This is a genomic window from Dactylosporangium sp. McL0621 (assembly GCF_049995355.1).
GTDB lineage: Bacteria > Actinomycetota > Actinomycetes > Mycobacteriales > Micromonosporaceae > Dactylosporangium.
Map to the genome: position 1 here is coordinate 2350263 of NZ_CP188259.1, position 14383 is coordinate 2364645.

Here is a 14383-nt window from a genome sequence, read left to right on the forward strand (position 1 = left end):
ACTACTCCGTGCGGTCCGCCGGCAGGCGCTCCGGCAGCCCGAGCCGCGGGAACCGGTCGGCGTGGAACGTGACGATCTCCGCGATCGCCCCGCCCGTGACCCGCAGGACGTCGATCGTCAGCGGCAGGTACGCGTCCTCCGCCGCCCGCCAGTGGTAGAAGGCGACGGCGGGCTGCCGGTTCACGGCGGTGACGACGGCGCGCAGGCCCCGCATCTGCGCGAAGCCGCTCCCGACCCAGTCGTTCACCACCGCGTCGCGGCCGACGAACAGGCCCGGCGTGGGCGGCATCGAGCAGCGGACGTCGTCGCGCAGCAGCGCGGCGATCCGGTCGACGTCCGTGGCCACGCTGGCCTCGGTGTAGCGGCGCACCAGCTCGCGCGTCCCGGCGTCCCCGGCTCCGCCGGTCCAGTCCTGCCGCTCGGCGGGCAGGTGCTCCCGCAGGCCGGCGCGGGCCCGCTGCAGGGCGCTGTTCACGGAGTTGACGGAGTCCCCGAGGAGCTCGGCGACGTCCTTCGCCGTCCAGTCGAGCACGTCGCGCAGGATCAGCACGGCCCGCGGGCGCGGCGCGAGGTGCTGGACCGCGACCAGGTACGCCAGCTCGATGGTCTCCCGCGCGACGGCGACGGTCTCCGGCTCGTCCGCGCCGCCCGCGGGCAGCTCGTCGAGCAGCCGGTCCGGGTAGGGCTGCAGCCACCGCACCTCGCCGCCGGTCGCGGGCTCGGGACGGCACTTGGCGAGCAGGTCCAGGCAGGCGTTGGTGGCGATGCGGTACAGCCAGGCCCGCAACGTCGAGCGCCCCTCGAAGGTCTCCCGCCGCCGCCACGCCCGCAGGAACGTCTCCTGCACGGCGTCCTCGGCGTCCTCGAACGAGCCGAGCATCCGGTAGCAGTGCACGTGCAGCTCCCGCCGGTGCCGCCGCGCCAGCCCCGAGAACGCCGGCTCGTCGATCTCGCCCAGCTCACTCACGCTCATGGCGTCATCCTTCCGCTCGTCGTGTTCCGTCGTAGGTGAGACGGGTGCGGGCACGACAACTCATCACTAAGGTCGAAACGTGCTGTTCGACGTGCACACGCACTTCCTGCCGCCCCGGCTGCTGCGCAAGGTCTGGGCCTACTTCGACGAGGCCGGCCCGCTGCTGGGCCGGCCCTGGCCGATCCTCTACCGCGGCTCCGACGAGGAGCGCGTCGCGCAGCTGCGTGGCTTCGGGGTGCGCCACTTCACCGCGCTCGCCTACGCGCACCGGGCCGGCATGGCCGAGGACCTCAACGCGTGGACGATGGACTTCGCGGCGCGCACGCCGGGGTGCCTGGCCAGCGCGACCTTCTTCCCGGAGCCGGGCGTGGCCGGGTACGTCGGGCGGGCCGTCGCCGACGGGGCCCGGGTCTTCAAGGCGCACCTGCAGGTCGGCGGCTTCGACCCGCGCGCGGCCGAGCTCGACCCCGTGTGGGGGCTGCTCGCCGAGGCGCGGGTGCCGGTCGTCGTGCACGCCGGGTCGGGGCCGGTCGCGAACGGGTTCACCGGGCCGGGGCCGTTCGGGGAGGTGCTGCGCCGGCATCCGGGGCTGGTCGCGGTCGTCGCGCACCTGGGGGCGCCGGAGTACGACGGGTTCCTCGCGCTCGCCGAGCGCCACTCCGCGGTACACCTGGACACGACGATGGTGTTCACCGACTTCTTCGGCGGCCCGCCCGCCGCGCTGCTGCCCCGGGTGCGGGAGCTGGGGCTCGCCGGGCGGGTGCTGCTCGGCAGCGACTTCCCGAACATCCCGTACCCGTACGAGCACCAGATCGAGGCCCTGCAACGCCTGGACCTCGGCGAGGACTGGCTGCGCGCGGTGCTGTGGGACAACGCCGCGCGCCTGTTCAGCGTGTCAGGATGAGGTCGGCCCGGTCGCGGGTGCCGGCGATGACGGCGGCGTTGCGCTCGTCGCTGCGGAAGACCCAGTCCTCGGCGTCGGGCCGGTCGAGGCCCTTGGCCAGCTGCCGGCGCACCAGCGACTCCTGCCGCACCTTGTCCGGCGCGTCGAGGTACAGCGCCAGGTCGACGAGGCCGCGCACCGACGCCCACGGGCCGTGGTCGAGCAGCAGGTAGTTGCCCTCGACCACGATCACGCGCACGCCGGAGGCGATGGGGATGACGCCGCCGATCGACTCGTGCAGGGTGCGGCTGTAGATCGGCGCGTAGACGAGGTCCTCGCCCGCGCGCAGGCGGCGCAGCAGGTGCACGAACCCGGCCGCGTCGAACGTCTCCGGCGCGCCCTTGCGGTCGGTCAGCCCGAGCCGGTCGAGCTCCACATTGGACAGGTGGAACCCGTCCATCGGCACCGAGGCGCTGGACAGTCCATCGTGGACGTTCAGGGCGTCGGCCAGCGCCGAGGACAGCGTCGACTTCCCGGCGGCGGGCGGGCCGCAGATGCCGACGATGGTGCGGCCCGGGCGGCCGCGGACGAACGGCACGACCACGTCCAGGGCCGGCTGGAGCACGTCGGGCTGCCTCATGCGAGGGTGTCGCGCAGGCCACGCATCCCGGCGAGCCAGCGGTCGGTGTCGGTGGCGCGGTGCAGGTAGTACCTGGCGACCTCGGGGTGCGGCAGGATCAGGAACTTCTCCGCCTCGAGCCCGGCCACGACCGAGTCGGCGACCGACTCGGCGGAGAGCACGGCGCCGCCGGCCGCGGTCACCTTGGCGCCGATGTGGCCCTCCTTGAGGCCGTCGCGCAGCATCGGCGTGTCCACGCCCTGCGGGCAGAGGGCGCTGACCCGGATGCCCTGCGAGCCGTACGTGATGGACAGCCACTCCGCGAACGACACCGCCGCGTGCTTGGTGACCGCGTAGGGCGCGTCCCCGACGGCGGTCAGCAGGCCCGCGGCCGAGCAGGTGTGCAGCAGGTACCCGGAGCCACGCTCGAGCATCGAGGGCAGGACGGCCCGCGCGGAGTACACGTGCGACAGGACGTTCACCGCCCACGTCCGCGCCCACGTCTCGGCCGACGCCTCCAGCCCGGCGCCGCTGGTGATGCCCGCGTTCGCGCAGAACAGGTCGATCCGGTCGAAGCGCCCGAGCGTCTCCCCGACGAGCTCCGCGACCTGCTCCTCGCTCGTCACGTCGGCCTCGACCCCGACCACCTCGCCGGGCAGCGTCGCCGCGAGCTCCGCCGCGGCCGCCCCGTCGAGGTCGGCGAGCACCAGCGCGGCCGCACCCTCCGCGGCGAACCGCCGGGCCAGCGCGGCCCCGATCCCGCCGGCCGCCCCCGTGACGACCACGACCTTCCCGTCCACCTTCACGACCGCGCCCCCAGGCCTCGCAGCGTCTCCAGCAGCGCGGGCGCGCCGCCGGCGATCAGGTCCCGCGTCGGCAGCAGCGCGATGACCGGCGTCGTCACGCCCGCGGCCGCGTAGCGCTCGACGTGGGCGCGGCACGTGTCGGGCGAGCCGTGGACGATGAGCTGGTCCACCACCTCGTCCGGGATCGCGGCGAGCGCGCCCTTGCGGTCGCCGGCCGCCCACGCGTCCCACATCGGCTTGAGCACCTCGCCGCGCCCCAGCCAGCGGTGGAACGCCGCGTACGCCGGCACCGTCAGGTAGGCCGCGATGAGCCGGCGCGCGGTCGCCCGCGCCTCGGCGGCGTCGTCGGTCGGGCACACGAAGATGCGCGCCGCGATCTCGAAGCCCTCCGGCGCCCCGGCCAGCTCGGCCCGCGCGGTCGCGACGTCGTCGGCCGACAGCCAGTTGAGGACCGCACCGTCGGCCTCGGCCGCCGCCAGGCGCAGCATGCGCCCGCGAAGACCGGCCAGAAGCAGTTTCGGCGGTACCTGGGCAGGCCGCTCGAGCCGGAACCGGCGCACCTCGAAGGTGTCGAAGACCCCGTCGACGAGCTCGCCCGCCAGGGCCGCGCGCAGGAACCGCAGGATGTCGCGGCTGCGCTCGAACGGACGGTCGAACGGGACCGCGTTCCAGTCGCCGACCACGACGGGTGACGACGCCCCGATGCCGAGCGCGAACCGGCCCGGCGCGGCCTCGGCGAGGGTGGCCGCCTGCATGGCCAGCAGCCCGGGCCCGCGGGTGAAGACGGGGACGATCGCGGTGCCGAGCCGCAGGCGGGGCGACCAGGCCGAGGCGAGTGCGAGCGGGGTGAAGGCATCGGTGCCCGCGACCTCGGAGGACCAGACGTCCGTGTACCCGAGATCCGGTAGCGTGGCGAGCAACGCAGCGTGATCGGGCAGCGGGATCCCCGTAAGAGGGATCGTCAGCCCCCATTGGCTGTTCATCAGCCGATCATCTCCGCGAAACGGGCGATGTGGCAAGCAGAACGGCACACTCGGCTGGCACCCCTCACGTTGCAGCCGGTAGGCGTGCGACGTAGCCTGGCGCGGGTTTCACCGAGAGAAGGAGCGCGACATGCTTGGTCTGGAAAAGAAGCTCATGAAGGAATGGGAAGGCAAGAGCGCGCAGGAGCTCGCCGACGCCCCCGTCACCGCGATCGCGGGCGTCAGCGAGGGCGACGCCGAGAAGCTGCAGGCCGCCTTCGGCATCAAGACCGTCCGTGACCTGGGCACGAACAAGTACTTCCGCTGGGCCCAGGGCATCGTCAACCTCGCCGACTGACCACGCCTGGCGCACCGACGGCCGCTCCCCGCTCCGGGGGCGGCCGTTTCGTCGTCCGCGGCCGTTTTCGTCGTTCGCGGCCGTTGTGCCGACCGGCTACCGTCGTTGGGATGCGACGGCGTCACCTGTTCACCCTCGCCGCCGCCGGGGCGGTCGCCACGGGTTGCTCTCCGGACGATCCGGCCCCGGGCCGCTCCGCCGCGGCTCCCGCCCAGGCCCCCACGCCGGCCGCCGGCCCGCTCCGGTTCCCGGACGGGTTCGCGTGGGGCGCCTCCACGTCGGCGTACCAGATCGAGGGGGCCGCGGCCGAGGACGGGCGCGGGCCGTCGGTGTGGGACACGTTCAGCCACCAGCCGGGGCGCACGCACGGCGGCGACACCGGGGACGTGGCGGCCGACCACTACCACCGGCTCTACGAGGACCTCGACCTCATGAAGGACCTGGGCCTGAAGAGCTACCGGTTCTCGATCTCCTGGTCGCGGGTGCTGCCGCAGGGCCGGGGCGCGCTCAACGCCAGGGGGCTGGACTTCTACCACCGGCTCGTCGACGGGCTGCTCGCCCGCGGGATCACCCCCGTGGCGACGCTGTTCCACTGGGACACCCCGCAGGCGCTGCAGGACCGGGGCGGCTGGGAGCAGCGGGACTGTGCGCAGTGGTTCGCCGACTACGCGCAGCAGATGTTCTACTCGCTCGGCGACAAGGTGACGACCTGGCTGACGCTCAACGAGCCGAAGACGGTGGTGTCGCTCGGGTACGTCACCGGGACCCACGCGCCGGGCATCAAGGACCGCAAGATCGCCAACGTGGCCGGGCACCACCTGCTGCTCGCGCACGGGCTCGCGGTGCGCGCGTTCCGGGCGAGCGGGCGCAAGGGCGGGATCGGCGCGGCGCTCAACCTCTCGCCGGTGTACGCCGCGGACGGCTCGGCCGGGGCGGCGAAGCAGGCGGCCACCCTCGACGTCGAGGAGAACCTGCGCTGGCTCGACCCGGTGCTGCTGGGCAAGTACCCCGACGGGTGGCTCGCGGGCCAGCCGGCGCCCGTGCGCGCGGCGGTCCGCGACGGCGACGCGGCCGTGCTCGGGGAGCGGACCGACCTGCTCGCGGTGCAGTACTACAACCCGGTCTTCGTCGACGCCAAGGGCGGCCGGGTGAAACAGCACCCGACGACGCAGGCGACCTGGCTGGAGGTGTACCCCGACGGCCTGTACGACCTGCTGACCCGCATCAAGCGCGACTACGGCGACATCCCGCTCACGATCACCGAGAACGGCATGCCGACCACGAACGACGTGCAGGACGACGACCGGATCGCGTTCCTGCGCGACCACTTCGCCGCGGCGCACCGGGCGGTCCAGGCCGGGGTACGGCTGCAGGGCTTCCACGTCTGGTCGCTGCTGGACAACTTCGAGTGGGCCGAGGGGTACTCCCAGCGCTGGGGCCTCATCCGCGTCGACCCGGCCACGCGGGACCGGCGGCGCAAGGCCAGCGCCGAGTGGTACCGCGGCGTGATCGCCCGCAACGGCCTCGACGGCGGCGGGAGCGCTCAGCCCAGCCAGCCGGGACGGACCAGCCCCGCCTCGTAGGCGAACACGACCAGCTGGGCGCGGTCGCGGGCGCCGAGCTTGATCATGGCCCGGCTCACGTGGGTCTTGGCCGTCGCCGGGCTCACGAAGAGCTTCGTGGCGATGTCCTCGTTGGACAGCCCGGCCCCCACCAGAGCCATGACCTCGCGCTCGCGGTCGGTCAGCGTGTCCAGCGACATGGGGGCCAGCGGGGCGCGGGAGCGGCTGGCGAACTCCTCGATCAGGCGGCGGGTCACGCCGGGGGAGAGCAGGGCGTCGCCTCCGGCCACGGCCCGGACCCCGCGCAGCAGGTCCACCGGCTCGGTGTCCTTCACCAGGAAGCCACTGGCGCCCACGCGGAGCGCCTCGAAGACGTACTCGTCGAGGTCGAACGTGGTCAGGATGACGATGCGGACGTCGCGGAGGGCGGCGTCGGCCGCGATCTGCCGCGTCGCCTCCAGCCCGTCGAGCACCGGCATGCGGATGTCCATGAGGACCACGTCGGGACGCGTCCGGGCGGTCAGCCGCACCGCCTCCGCGCCGTCCGCGGCCTCGCCCACCACCTCGATGTCGGACTGGGCGTCGAGCAGGGCGCGGAAGCCGGCCCGCACGAGGGCCTGGTCATCGGCGAGCAGAACCTTTATCACGTCGTCTCTTCCTCGCTCAGGGGGATTGTCGCGCGGACCTCGAAGCCGCCGTCGTCGCGCGGCCCGGCCTCCACCGAGCCGCCGAACGTCGCCGCGCGGTGGCGCATGCCGGCGATGCCGTTGCCGCCCGACTCGGCGGCCGGGCCCGGGGCCGGGGCGGCGGCGCCGACGCCGTTGTCGGTCACGGTGAGGGTCAGCGCGCGCGGGCCGTAGGCCACCACGACCGTGGCCGTCGCCTCCGGGCCCGCGTGCCGGCGCACGTTGGTCAGGGCCTCCTGCACGATGCGGTACGCCGCCCGGTCGACCTGCGGCGGCAGCGCGCGCGGCGCGCCGACGGTGTCCACGGTGACCGGCAGCCCGGCGCCGCGGGCCTCGCCGGCCAGGCGCTCCAGGTCGGCGAGGCCGGGGGCGGGCGTGCGCGGGGCCGCCTCGCCGGGGTTGAGCCCGGCCAGGACGGCGCGGGTCTCGCGCAGCGCCTCGGCGCTCGCGTGCTTGATCGCGCTGAGCGCCACGCGGGCCTGCTCCGGCTGCTCGTCCATGAGGTGCAGCCCGACGCCGGCCTGGACGTTGATCAGGGACAGGTGGTGGCCGATGACGTCGTGCAGCTCGCGGGCGATCAGGAGCCGCTCGTCGCTGGCCTGCCGGCGCTGCTGCTCCTTGCGCGCCTTCTCCTCCTCGGCCCGGGCGAGGGCCTCCTGGTGGGCGCGGTCGCGGGCCATCTGGCTGTACCGCAGGCCGCGTGCCCGGGCGGCCTCGCCGAAGACGGAGATGATCAGGCACCACACGCCGATCACCACCAGGCGGGCCAGCGAGGCGTGGGGAAGGACCAGGACGACATAGGAGGTGTACGCCACGATGACGGCCAGCCACGTCAGCCAGCGGAAGCCGGCGTTGAGCGCGCTGATCACCGCCACGAGCGCGGCGATGAAGCCGGGCCCGTTGGGGTACAGCTGCGAGAAGTAGGCGACCGTGGCCGTCAGGGCCCCGGCCAGCGCGAACAGCGGCAGCCGGGTGCGGAACAGCAGCGCGGCCGGGCCGGCGATGAGCAGGAGGTAGCCGGTCTCGTCCAGGGTGTGGCCGGTCGAGCCGTAGGCGGCGGCGCGGGTGCCGAAGACCTGCACGAGCGCGAGGAACACCGCGAGCGGCACGGAGTGCGGGCCGCGGAACCTCTGCCCGCGGCGGCGCTCCAGCCGCTCCTCGAAGCGCTTGAGCTTGCGCTCGAGGTGCGCGGCGCGCTGTTCGCTGGCCCACGGCGCGTTTCTCCTCACGGCACAAACCGTAGTGGAGGCGGTTCACCAGCGGCATCGCCTTCCCGGCGCGGCGGCGAGTACTCCCGCGGGAGTACACGCCCGGCCCGGCTGCGTCGCCGGAGGTACCGCATGAGCCGTCCCCGGTGCGACGCGCCCGGCGCCGCGCTTCGGCACGCTGGAGTCCATCAACGGAAGGGGGCCGACGACATGGCCGGCGAGAGGGTGCGTGCCTCGGACGAGGAGCGCGAACAATACGCCAACATGATGCGGGCCGGCATGACCGAGGGCCGGCTCACGCTCGAGGAGGGGGAGGAGCGGCTGGCGCAGGTGTACGCGGCGAAGTTCCGCGACGAACTGCCGCCGCTCACCGCCGACCTGCCCGAAGGGGGGCGGCGCGGGCTGCACGAGACGCCGGAGGCCCGGGAGCAGTTCGCCCGGGACGGCCGCCGGCACCTGTTCGGCCACGCCGGCTTCGTCGCCGTCGTCGCCGCCACGCTGACCGGGCTGTGGGCGCTCTCGGGCGCGCACTTCTTCTGGCCGGCGATCCCGCTCTTCTTCATGGTGTTCGGCCTGGCCCGGCATGCGCGCTGGCGGGCCTACGGCGGCCACCCGCGCTTCGGCCGCGGGCCGTGGGGACATCACCACGGGCACGGCCGGGGGGACTGGGGGCGCGGACCGTGGGGGGCCGCGTCCGACCAGAAGCAGGGCTGGAGCCGCTGACAAGGACGGGGGCCGCCGTCGCCACACGGCGGCCCCCGGCGACCCGGGGAGGGGCCGTCGTGTTTGGATCATCCTTTGAGCTCAAGGGCCGGATCGCGGTCGTGCTGGGCGGCTCCGACGGGGTCGCCGCCGCCGTCTGCCGGCTGCTGGCCGAGCGCGGCGCGCGCGTGGCCGTCGTCGGCCCCGACGAACTGTCCCTCGCCGACCTCGTCGACGAGCTGCGCTGGAACGGCGCCGAGGCGGTCGGGGTCGTCGCCACCGGGCTGGAGTGCGCCGACGCCGCGGCCATGGATGCCGTACGGCACAGTGTCCTCGGCGAGCTCGGCGCGCCCGAGCTGCTCTTCGTGCTGCCGGGCCAGCAGGGCGCCGGCGGCTGGCAGCGCACCGTCGACAGTGGACTGACCGCGACCTTCCTGGCGCTGCAGGCGTTCGTGCCCGCCATGGCCGAGTCCGGCACCGGCGCGGTCGTCACGCTCGCGCCCGTGGGCACCGACCCGGCCACCAACGCGGTCGGCGGCGGGGTGACGGCGCTCACCCAGCACTACGCACGGCTGTTCGCGCTGTCCGGCGTGCGCGCGAATGTCGTGTCCTGGACACCTCGCGAGTCCACCGTGGACGACGCCGCCTATGCGGCCCTCTACCTGGCCTCGGACGCCGCGGCGCGGATGACGGCAACGACACTCGACGTTGCGGGCACTTTGATGCGACTGTAGATCCTATGTACGAATGACCGTCCACCTGGGATAGTCACTGCGCATGATGGGCTCCTCGCATGCGCTGTCCGGGGCGGCTGTCTGGTTGACGGGGTCGCTCGCGCTGGAGCAGCTCGGGCACTACCACCAGACGCCGCTCCAGCTCGCCGTCGGCACCGCGATCTGCGCCGGCGGCGCACTCGTGCCCGACCTGGACCTCTCCGGCCGGGTCACCAGCCGGCAGGGCGGCGCGACTGTCGCGCACACGTTCGGCGTCTTCTCGCTGTTCCTCGCCGAGTGCATCGAGAAGTTCTCGCTCGGCGTCTACAAGCTCACGCGCATGAAGCACGACCCGCCGCGGCGCAACGGCCACCGCACGCTCACGCACACCATCGTGTTCAACGTCGGCGTCGGCTACGGCACGCTCGCCCTGTGCCAGGCCTACGGCAAGTGGGCCGTCATGGGCGTGCTCTTCTTCGCGTTCGCCCTCGCCCTGCGGGGCCTGTTCGAGAAGTGGGCCGAGCGCGCCGGCTGGGTCATCGTGACGCTCGCCGCGGCCGGCGCGGCCTTCGTCGTCTACGAGCGGCTGCCCGGCGACCGCGGCTACCCGCTGCTCGGCGTGGCCGTCGGCATCGGCGGCCTCATCCACCTGCTCGGCGACATGATCACCCGGCACGGCTCGCCCATCCTGTGGCCGATCCCGACCGGCCGGCGCATGTGGCGCTGCATCGGCCTGCCGCACCGCATCGCGCTCACCGCCGGCGACAAGACCGAGACGGTCTTCCTGCGCACCGTCTTCGCCACGGTCGCGATCTTCGCGGCCGCGGTACTCGTGGCGCCGGCCCTCATGCAGCGCTTCGACCTAACCTTGTGAGATGAGCGAAACCCGGCTCGTCATCGTCATGCGCACCGATCTCGGCATGGGCAAGGGCAAGATGGCCGCGCAGGCCGCCCACGCCGCCGTCATCGCCGCGCTGCGCAGCCAGTCCACCCCGGCCTTCGCCGACTGGTGGCGCGCCGGGCAGCCGAAGGTCGTGCTGAAGGTCGCCGACGAGGACACGCTCGGGCTCGTGGTCGCTGCGGCCGAGGAGGCGCGGCTGCCGGTCGAGGTCGTCCACGACGCCGGGCGCACGCAGGTCGCGTCCGGCACGGCGACGTGCTGCGCGATCGGCCCGGCGCGCCACGACGAGCTGCACCCGGTGACGGGGCAGCTGTCGCTGCTCTGAACCGGCTCAGGCGGCCATCCGCACGCCCACCAGCTCGGCCAGGCGCGCCCCGTCGCGCTGGGCCTGGCCGGCGCAGCACGTGTTCATCAGCACGTGCACCTCGTCGGCGTCGTTGCTGAGCATGCGCAGGCGCTCGGCCCAGTCCGCCAGCTCCCGCTCGGAGTAGGCGTAGCGGAACTTGTCCTCCTTCGAGCCCCGCTCCCACACCTTGCTGTGGCCGTGGAAGCGCACGACCGCGGGGGAGGCGGTGACGGCCAGCACCGGCGGTACCGACGACGGAAACCCCTGGGGCATGTCCACCGCCACGAACGAGGCCTCCGCCCGCTGGAGCATGAGCAGGGTCTCCAGGGAGCGCCGCGAGCCCTCGAACCACGAGCCGTGGCGCAGCTCCACCGCCGGGCGCAGCGGCCGGCAGCGGGCGATCGTGTCCTCGATGCGCCGGATCGCGGCCTCGCCGTGGGCGAGCCACGGCGGGAACTGCAGCAGCACCGTCCCGAGCCGCGGGCGCAGCGGCTCCAGGGCCGCGTGGAAGCGGCGCCAGACGGCGTCCACGGTCGCGCCGGGCAGGTCGGAGCGGCGGACCGTGCCCGTGACGCCCTCGGGGCGCAGGTCCGGCGGCAGCGCGCGCACCGGCGTCGGGTGCCCGGTGAGCAGGGAGAACGCCTTGACGTCGAACGTGAACCCGGCGGGCGTGGCGGCGACCCAGCCCGCGGTGGTCTCCGGGGCCGGGATCGCGTAGTAGCTGGTGTCGGCCTCCACGATGTCGAACTGCCGCGCGTAGTACGTAAGACGCTGGGCGGGCGTGCGGGCCTCGCGCGGGTACCAGCCCGACGCCAGCAGCTGCCGATCCGCCCAGGACGCCGTACCGAGCCGAATTACACCCATGTATTTATGGAAACTCCATAGGGCCGCATCGGCAACCGGAGGGCTACCAGATCCGGACCCGGCTCCTCCCGGCGGTGAGTCCCGCCACCGGCCCGGCCGCTGCCGGGAGGCCGGGCGACCGGGTCTCGCCGGTGAGGTCGATGTCCAGGCGGGCGGGGGTGCCGTCCGGCTCCTCGAACTCGGCGTCGGGGAAGCGCACCCGTCCGAGGTCGCGGCCGCCGATCGGGTCGAGCCGGGCGCGGTCGAACTCCGCGGGCAGGTCGGCGGCCAGGTAGCAGGCGTCGTCCTCGGAGTCGATCGACAGCGTCGCCGCGGGCAGGACCACCGCGCCGTGCTCGCCGGCGAACGCCCGGGCGCCCGGTGCGTAGACGTTGCCGCGGGCGTAGACGGGCTGCCGTACGCCCGCGAAGCGCTGGTGGTCGCCGGGCGGCTGGGCGTCGATGCGGTCGCGGTACTCCTCGAACGACGCCGGGTGCCCGTCGTAGCCGGCGGTGCCCGCGGTGGCCGGGGCCACGCCCTCGGCGTCGGGGCCGTAGGCGGCCGCCGGGTCCGCGCCCGCGAAGAGGTTGCCGATCCACCGGTCGTCGCCGCCGAGGATGACCGCGTACCCGGTGACCTGGGTGCTGTGCGGGCGGTGGTACGGGGTGGCCCGGTCCAGCACGGGCTCGAGGCGCACGGTACCGAGGACGAGGTTGTGGACGAAGGCCCCGCCCTGGCTGAACACCTCCAGCGCGGCCGGCGATCCGAAGACGTTGTGCTCGACGAGGTACGGGCCGTGGCTGACCTCGACGAAGAGGTCGCGGCGGTTGGCGTGCAGGACGTTACGGGAGACCCGGGTGCCCTGGGTCTGCCAGTCCAGCCAGACGCCGAGCGAGCAGTGGTGGATGTGGTTGTGCCGGATCGTCACGTCGATCGCGGCGTGGAGCTTGATGCCGGCGATCTCGTAGCCGTAGAACTCGCGCTTGACGGCGATGTCGTGGATGTGGTTGTCCTCGATGGTGGAGAACACGCCGCCCAGGTGGCCGACGATGGCGGTCTGCCCGCAGTCGCGGATGGTGTTGCGGCGGATGACGTGGGAGCCGATGGTCTCCTTGTCCCAGCCGTGCTGCACGGCGGTGAAGACGGACTCCAGCTGGTACTGGTAGCCCGGCTAGTCGCCGCGGTCGCTGGCGTAGTTGTGGCCGGTCGACGCCTCCTTGCCGATCGAGACGGCCGAGCACTTCGCGTCGTGGATGACGTTGTCCTCGATGATCCAGCCCTTGGCCCAGTTCGGGCCGATGAGGCCGGGCTGGTCGGCGGTCGGCGGCGCCCACGGGGTGGCGGCGTGGGCGAGCTCGAACCCGCGGACGGTGATGTAGTCGAGGTGATGGGCGTCGGGGTAGAACACGGACCGACGCACGTTGATCTCGGTCAGCTCGGCGTTGGGGTCGGCGCCCTGGAAGTTGGCCCGGATCGTGGTGCCGTCGGCGCCGACCTCGGCGTACCAGACATACCTGGTCTGCTCGGGGTCGCCGATCGCGACGGTGGTGCCGGTCCAGTGGTCGAGGACCTCGGTGCGCCGCGGCGGGTCGTCGAGCTCGGCGCGGGAGGCGACCTCGTAGAAGCTGCGGCCGTTGAGGTAGACCTCGCCGAGGTGCTTGTGCGGCGCGCCCTTGCGGTAGACGGTCCAGTCGCCGGTGACCTCCTCGGCGTAGGGGTTGAACTCGCCGAAGAGGGTGTTCGGCACCGTCGCCCTCCACACGGTGCCGCCGTCGGGCTCCCAGCCGGTGATCCGCTCGGACCCCTTGATGACGACGTGCTCGCCGGCGGCGGCCTGGTAGGTGATGCGGCGGGCGTCGCTCAGACCGCCCCGGCGGGGCTTGACCCACTCCCGGTACTCCCCGGCGTGGACGATGACGGTGTCGCCGGCGCGGGCCAGCTCCGCGGCCCGGCCGATGGTGCGCAACGGCCGGGCCGCCGAGCCGTCGGCGGAGTCGGCACCATCGGTCGCCACGTGAATTTCGGATGTCACAGGTCGGGCCTTTCGTCGGCGTGGTGGTTCGGGCTAGCGGCCGAAGCCGGCGGTGAGTCCGCTGAGCAATTGTCGTCGGCCGATGGCGTACAGCACCACGATCGGGATGGTGGTGAGGGTGACCGACGCCGCGATGGCCGGCACGTTGACACCGAACTGGCCTTGAAACGTCCACAGGGCCAGCGGTACCGTCCGCCGGTTGGGGCTCTGGGTGAGCACCAGCGGCAGCAGGAAGCCGTTCCAGATGCTCAGCGCGTTGTAGATCGTCACGGTGACCAGGGCGGGCCGGGAACGCCAGCCGCCACAGGGTGCCCCACTCGGAGGCGCCGTCCATCCGCATCGACTCGAACAGCTCCTTCGGCACGTCGCGGATGAAGTTGGTGAGCACGAGCACCGACAGCGGGATGGCGAACGCGATCGAGGGCAGGACGATCGCGAGCAGGGAGTCGTACAGCTTCAGCCGGATGATGATCAGGTAGACCGGGATGATGACGGCCTGCAGGGGGATCGCGAGTCCGAGCAGGAACACCGAGTTGGTCCAGCGCAGCCAGCGGTTGCCGACGCCGCGGACGACGGCGTAGGCGGCCATGAACGACAGGGCCACGGCCGGGATCACCGCGCCGGCCGTGACGATGACGCTGTTGAGGCAGTACCGGGCGAAGTCGTTGTCGACGACGAGGCGGTAGTTGGCCGGGGTCGGGTCGGACGGCGGCGCGAACGTGTTGGTGGTGAAGTAGTTCGCCTGGGTCTTGAGGCTGGTGACGACGATCCAGTAGATCAGTTGCATCC

General features: G+C 73.3%; 17 protein-coding genes and 1 pseudogene. 7 read left to right on the top strand and 11 right to left on the bottom strand.

Annotated elements, in window-relative coordinates; all coding sequences use genetic code 11:
• Position 1 precedes the first annotated feature (1 nt).
• Complete coding sequence (locus ACPPVO_RS10865; protein ID WP_426511083.1) at positions 2–973, bottom strand: RNA polymerase subunit sigma-70; 972 nt, start codon at positions 971–973, stop codon at positions 2–4.
• Between the two features lie 79 nt (positions 974–1052).
• Here ACPPVO_RS10865 and ACPPVO_RS10870 point away from each other — a divergent pair, with 79 nt between their 5' ends.
• Positions 1053–1877 carry an amidohydrolase family protein gene (locus ACPPVO_RS10870; protein ID WP_426511084.1) on the top strand — a complete coding sequence of 275 codons (825 nt, stop codon included), beginning with the start codon at positions 1053–1055 and terminating at the stop codon, positions 1875–1877.
• Here the strand turns inward: ACPPVO_RS10870 and ACPPVO_RS10875 are convergent.
• The 3 genes from ACPPVO_RS10875 to ACPPVO_RS10885 are packed head-to-tail and all read right to left on the bottom strand — an operon-like array spanning position 1861 to position 4246.
• On the bottom strand, positions 1861–2496 hold the full coding sequence (locus ACPPVO_RS10875) for a nucleoside/nucleotide kinase family protein (RefSeq protein WP_426511085.1): 636 nt from the start codon (positions 2494–2496) through the stop codon (positions 1861–1863). The two genes, ACPPVO_RS10870 and ACPPVO_RS10875, sit on opposite strands and share 17 nt — an antisense overlap.
• Entirely contained in the window at positions 2493–3281 is a 789-nt protein-coding gene (locus tag ACPPVO_RS10880; RefSeq protein ID WP_426511086.1) for an SDR family oxidoreductase, read from the bottom strand. The genes ACPPVO_RS10875 and ACPPVO_RS10880 overlap by 4 nt, the downstream gene beginning before the upstream one ends.
• Complete coding sequence (locus tag ACPPVO_RS10885; protein ID WP_426514601.1) at positions 3278–4246, bottom strand: LLM class F420-dependent oxidoreductase; 969 nt, start codon at positions 4244–4246, stop codon at positions 3278–3280. The genes ACPPVO_RS10880 and ACPPVO_RS10885 overlap by 4 nt, the downstream gene beginning before the upstream one ends.
• A gap of 148 nt (positions 4247–4394) precedes the next feature.
• On the opposite strand from ACPPVO_RS10885, the gene ACPPVO_RS10890 reads away from it, so the two are divergent.
• A complete protein-coding gene (locus ACPPVO_RS10890) occupies positions 4395–4601 on the top strand; it encodes a hypothetical protein (protein ID WP_360383574.1) in 207 nt (68 codons plus the stop codon).
• 110 nt (positions 4602–4711) lie between these two features.
• Positions 4712–6184 carry a GH1 family beta-glucosidase gene (locus tag ACPPVO_RS10895; RefSeq protein ID WP_426511087.1) on the top strand — a complete coding sequence of 491 codons (1473 nt, stop codon included), beginning with the start codon at positions 4712–4714 and terminating at the stop codon, positions 6182–6184.
• Here ACPPVO_RS10895 and ACPPVO_RS10900 read toward each other — a convergent pair.
• Together ACPPVO_RS10900 and ACPPVO_RS10905 are read right to left on the bottom strand one after the other, a co-directional pair.
• Complete coding sequence (locus ACPPVO_RS10900; protein ID WP_360383569.1) at positions 6145–6810, bottom strand: response regulator transcription factor; 666 nt, start codon at positions 6808–6810, stop codon at positions 6145–6147. The genes ACPPVO_RS10895 and ACPPVO_RS10900 overlap by 40 nt on opposite strands.
• Complete coding sequence (locus ACPPVO_RS10905; protein ID WP_426511088.1) at positions 6807–8078, bottom strand: sensor histidine kinase; 1272 nt, start codon at positions 8076–8078, stop codon at positions 6807–6809. Before ACPPVO_RS10905 ends, ACPPVO_RS10900 begins: the two co-directional genes overlap by 4 nt.
• Before the next feature lie 189 nt (positions 8079–8267).
• Between ACPPVO_RS10905 and ACPPVO_RS10910 the strand changes: the two genes are divergently transcribed.
• From ACPPVO_RS10910 to pth2, 4 genes are read left to right on the top strand one after another with little or no spacing between them, the layout of a single operon-like run.
• On the top strand, positions 8268–8780 hold the full coding sequence (locus ACPPVO_RS10910; RefSeq protein ID WP_426511089.1) for a DUF1707 domain-containing protein: 513 nt from the start codon (positions 8268–8270) through the stop codon (positions 8778–8780).
• 59 nt (positions 8781–8839) lie between these two features.
• On the top strand, positions 8840–9493 hold the full coding sequence (locus ACPPVO_RS10915) for an SDR family NAD(P)-dependent oxidoreductase (protein ID WP_426511090.1): 654 nt from the start codon (positions 8840–8842) through the stop codon (positions 9491–9493).
• Between the two features lie 43 nt (positions 9494–9536).
• Positions 9537–10346, top strand: a complete 810-nt coding sequence (locus ACPPVO_RS10920; protein ID WP_426511091.1) for a metal-dependent hydrolase — start codon at positions 9537–9539, stop codon at positions 10344–10346.
• A 1-nt stretch (position 10347) separates the two neighbouring features.
• The gene (gene pth2, locus ACPPVO_RS10925; RefSeq protein ID WP_426511092.1) at positions 10348–10698 is read left to right on the top strand and encodes a peptidyl-tRNA hydrolase Pth2; all 351 of its coding nucleotides are present in this window, start codon (positions 10348–10350) and stop codon (positions 10696–10698) included.
• A 6-nt stretch (positions 10699–10704) separates the two neighbouring features.
• On the opposite strand, the gene ACPPVO_RS10930 is transcribed toward pth2, so the two are convergent.
• The 5 genes and pseudogenes from ACPPVO_RS10930 to ACPPVO_RS10950 all read right to left on the bottom strand — a co-directional run.
• Positions 10705–11583: a DUF72 domain-containing protein gene (locus ACPPVO_RS10930; RefSeq protein ID WP_426511093.1), complete on the bottom strand. Its 879-nt coding sequence runs from the start codon at positions 11581–11583 to the stop codon at positions 10705–10707.
• Between the two features lie 43 nt (positions 11584–11626).
• A complete protein-coding gene (locus ACPPVO_RS10935; RefSeq protein ID WP_426511094.1) occupies positions 11627–12694 on the bottom strand; it encodes a right-handed parallel beta-helix repeat-containing protein in 1068 nt (355 codons plus the stop codon).
• 39 nt (positions 12695–12733) lie between these two features.
• Positions 12734–13576, bottom strand: a complete 843-nt coding sequence (locus ACPPVO_RS10940; RefSeq protein ID WP_426511095.1) for a DUF1565 domain-containing protein — start codon at positions 13574–13576, stop codon at positions 12734–12736.
• A gap of 51 nt (positions 13577–13627) precedes the next feature.
• Entirely contained in the window at positions 13628–13864 is a 237-nt protein-coding gene (locus tag ACPPVO_RS10945) for a hypothetical protein (protein WP_426511096.1), read from the bottom strand.
• A 73-nt stretch (positions 13865–13937) separates the two neighbouring features.
• Positions 13938–14381: pseudogene (locus ACPPVO_RS10950) on the bottom strand (carbohydrate ABC transporter permease); the annotation flags it as partial.
• Positions 14382–14383: the final 2 nt, after the last annotated feature.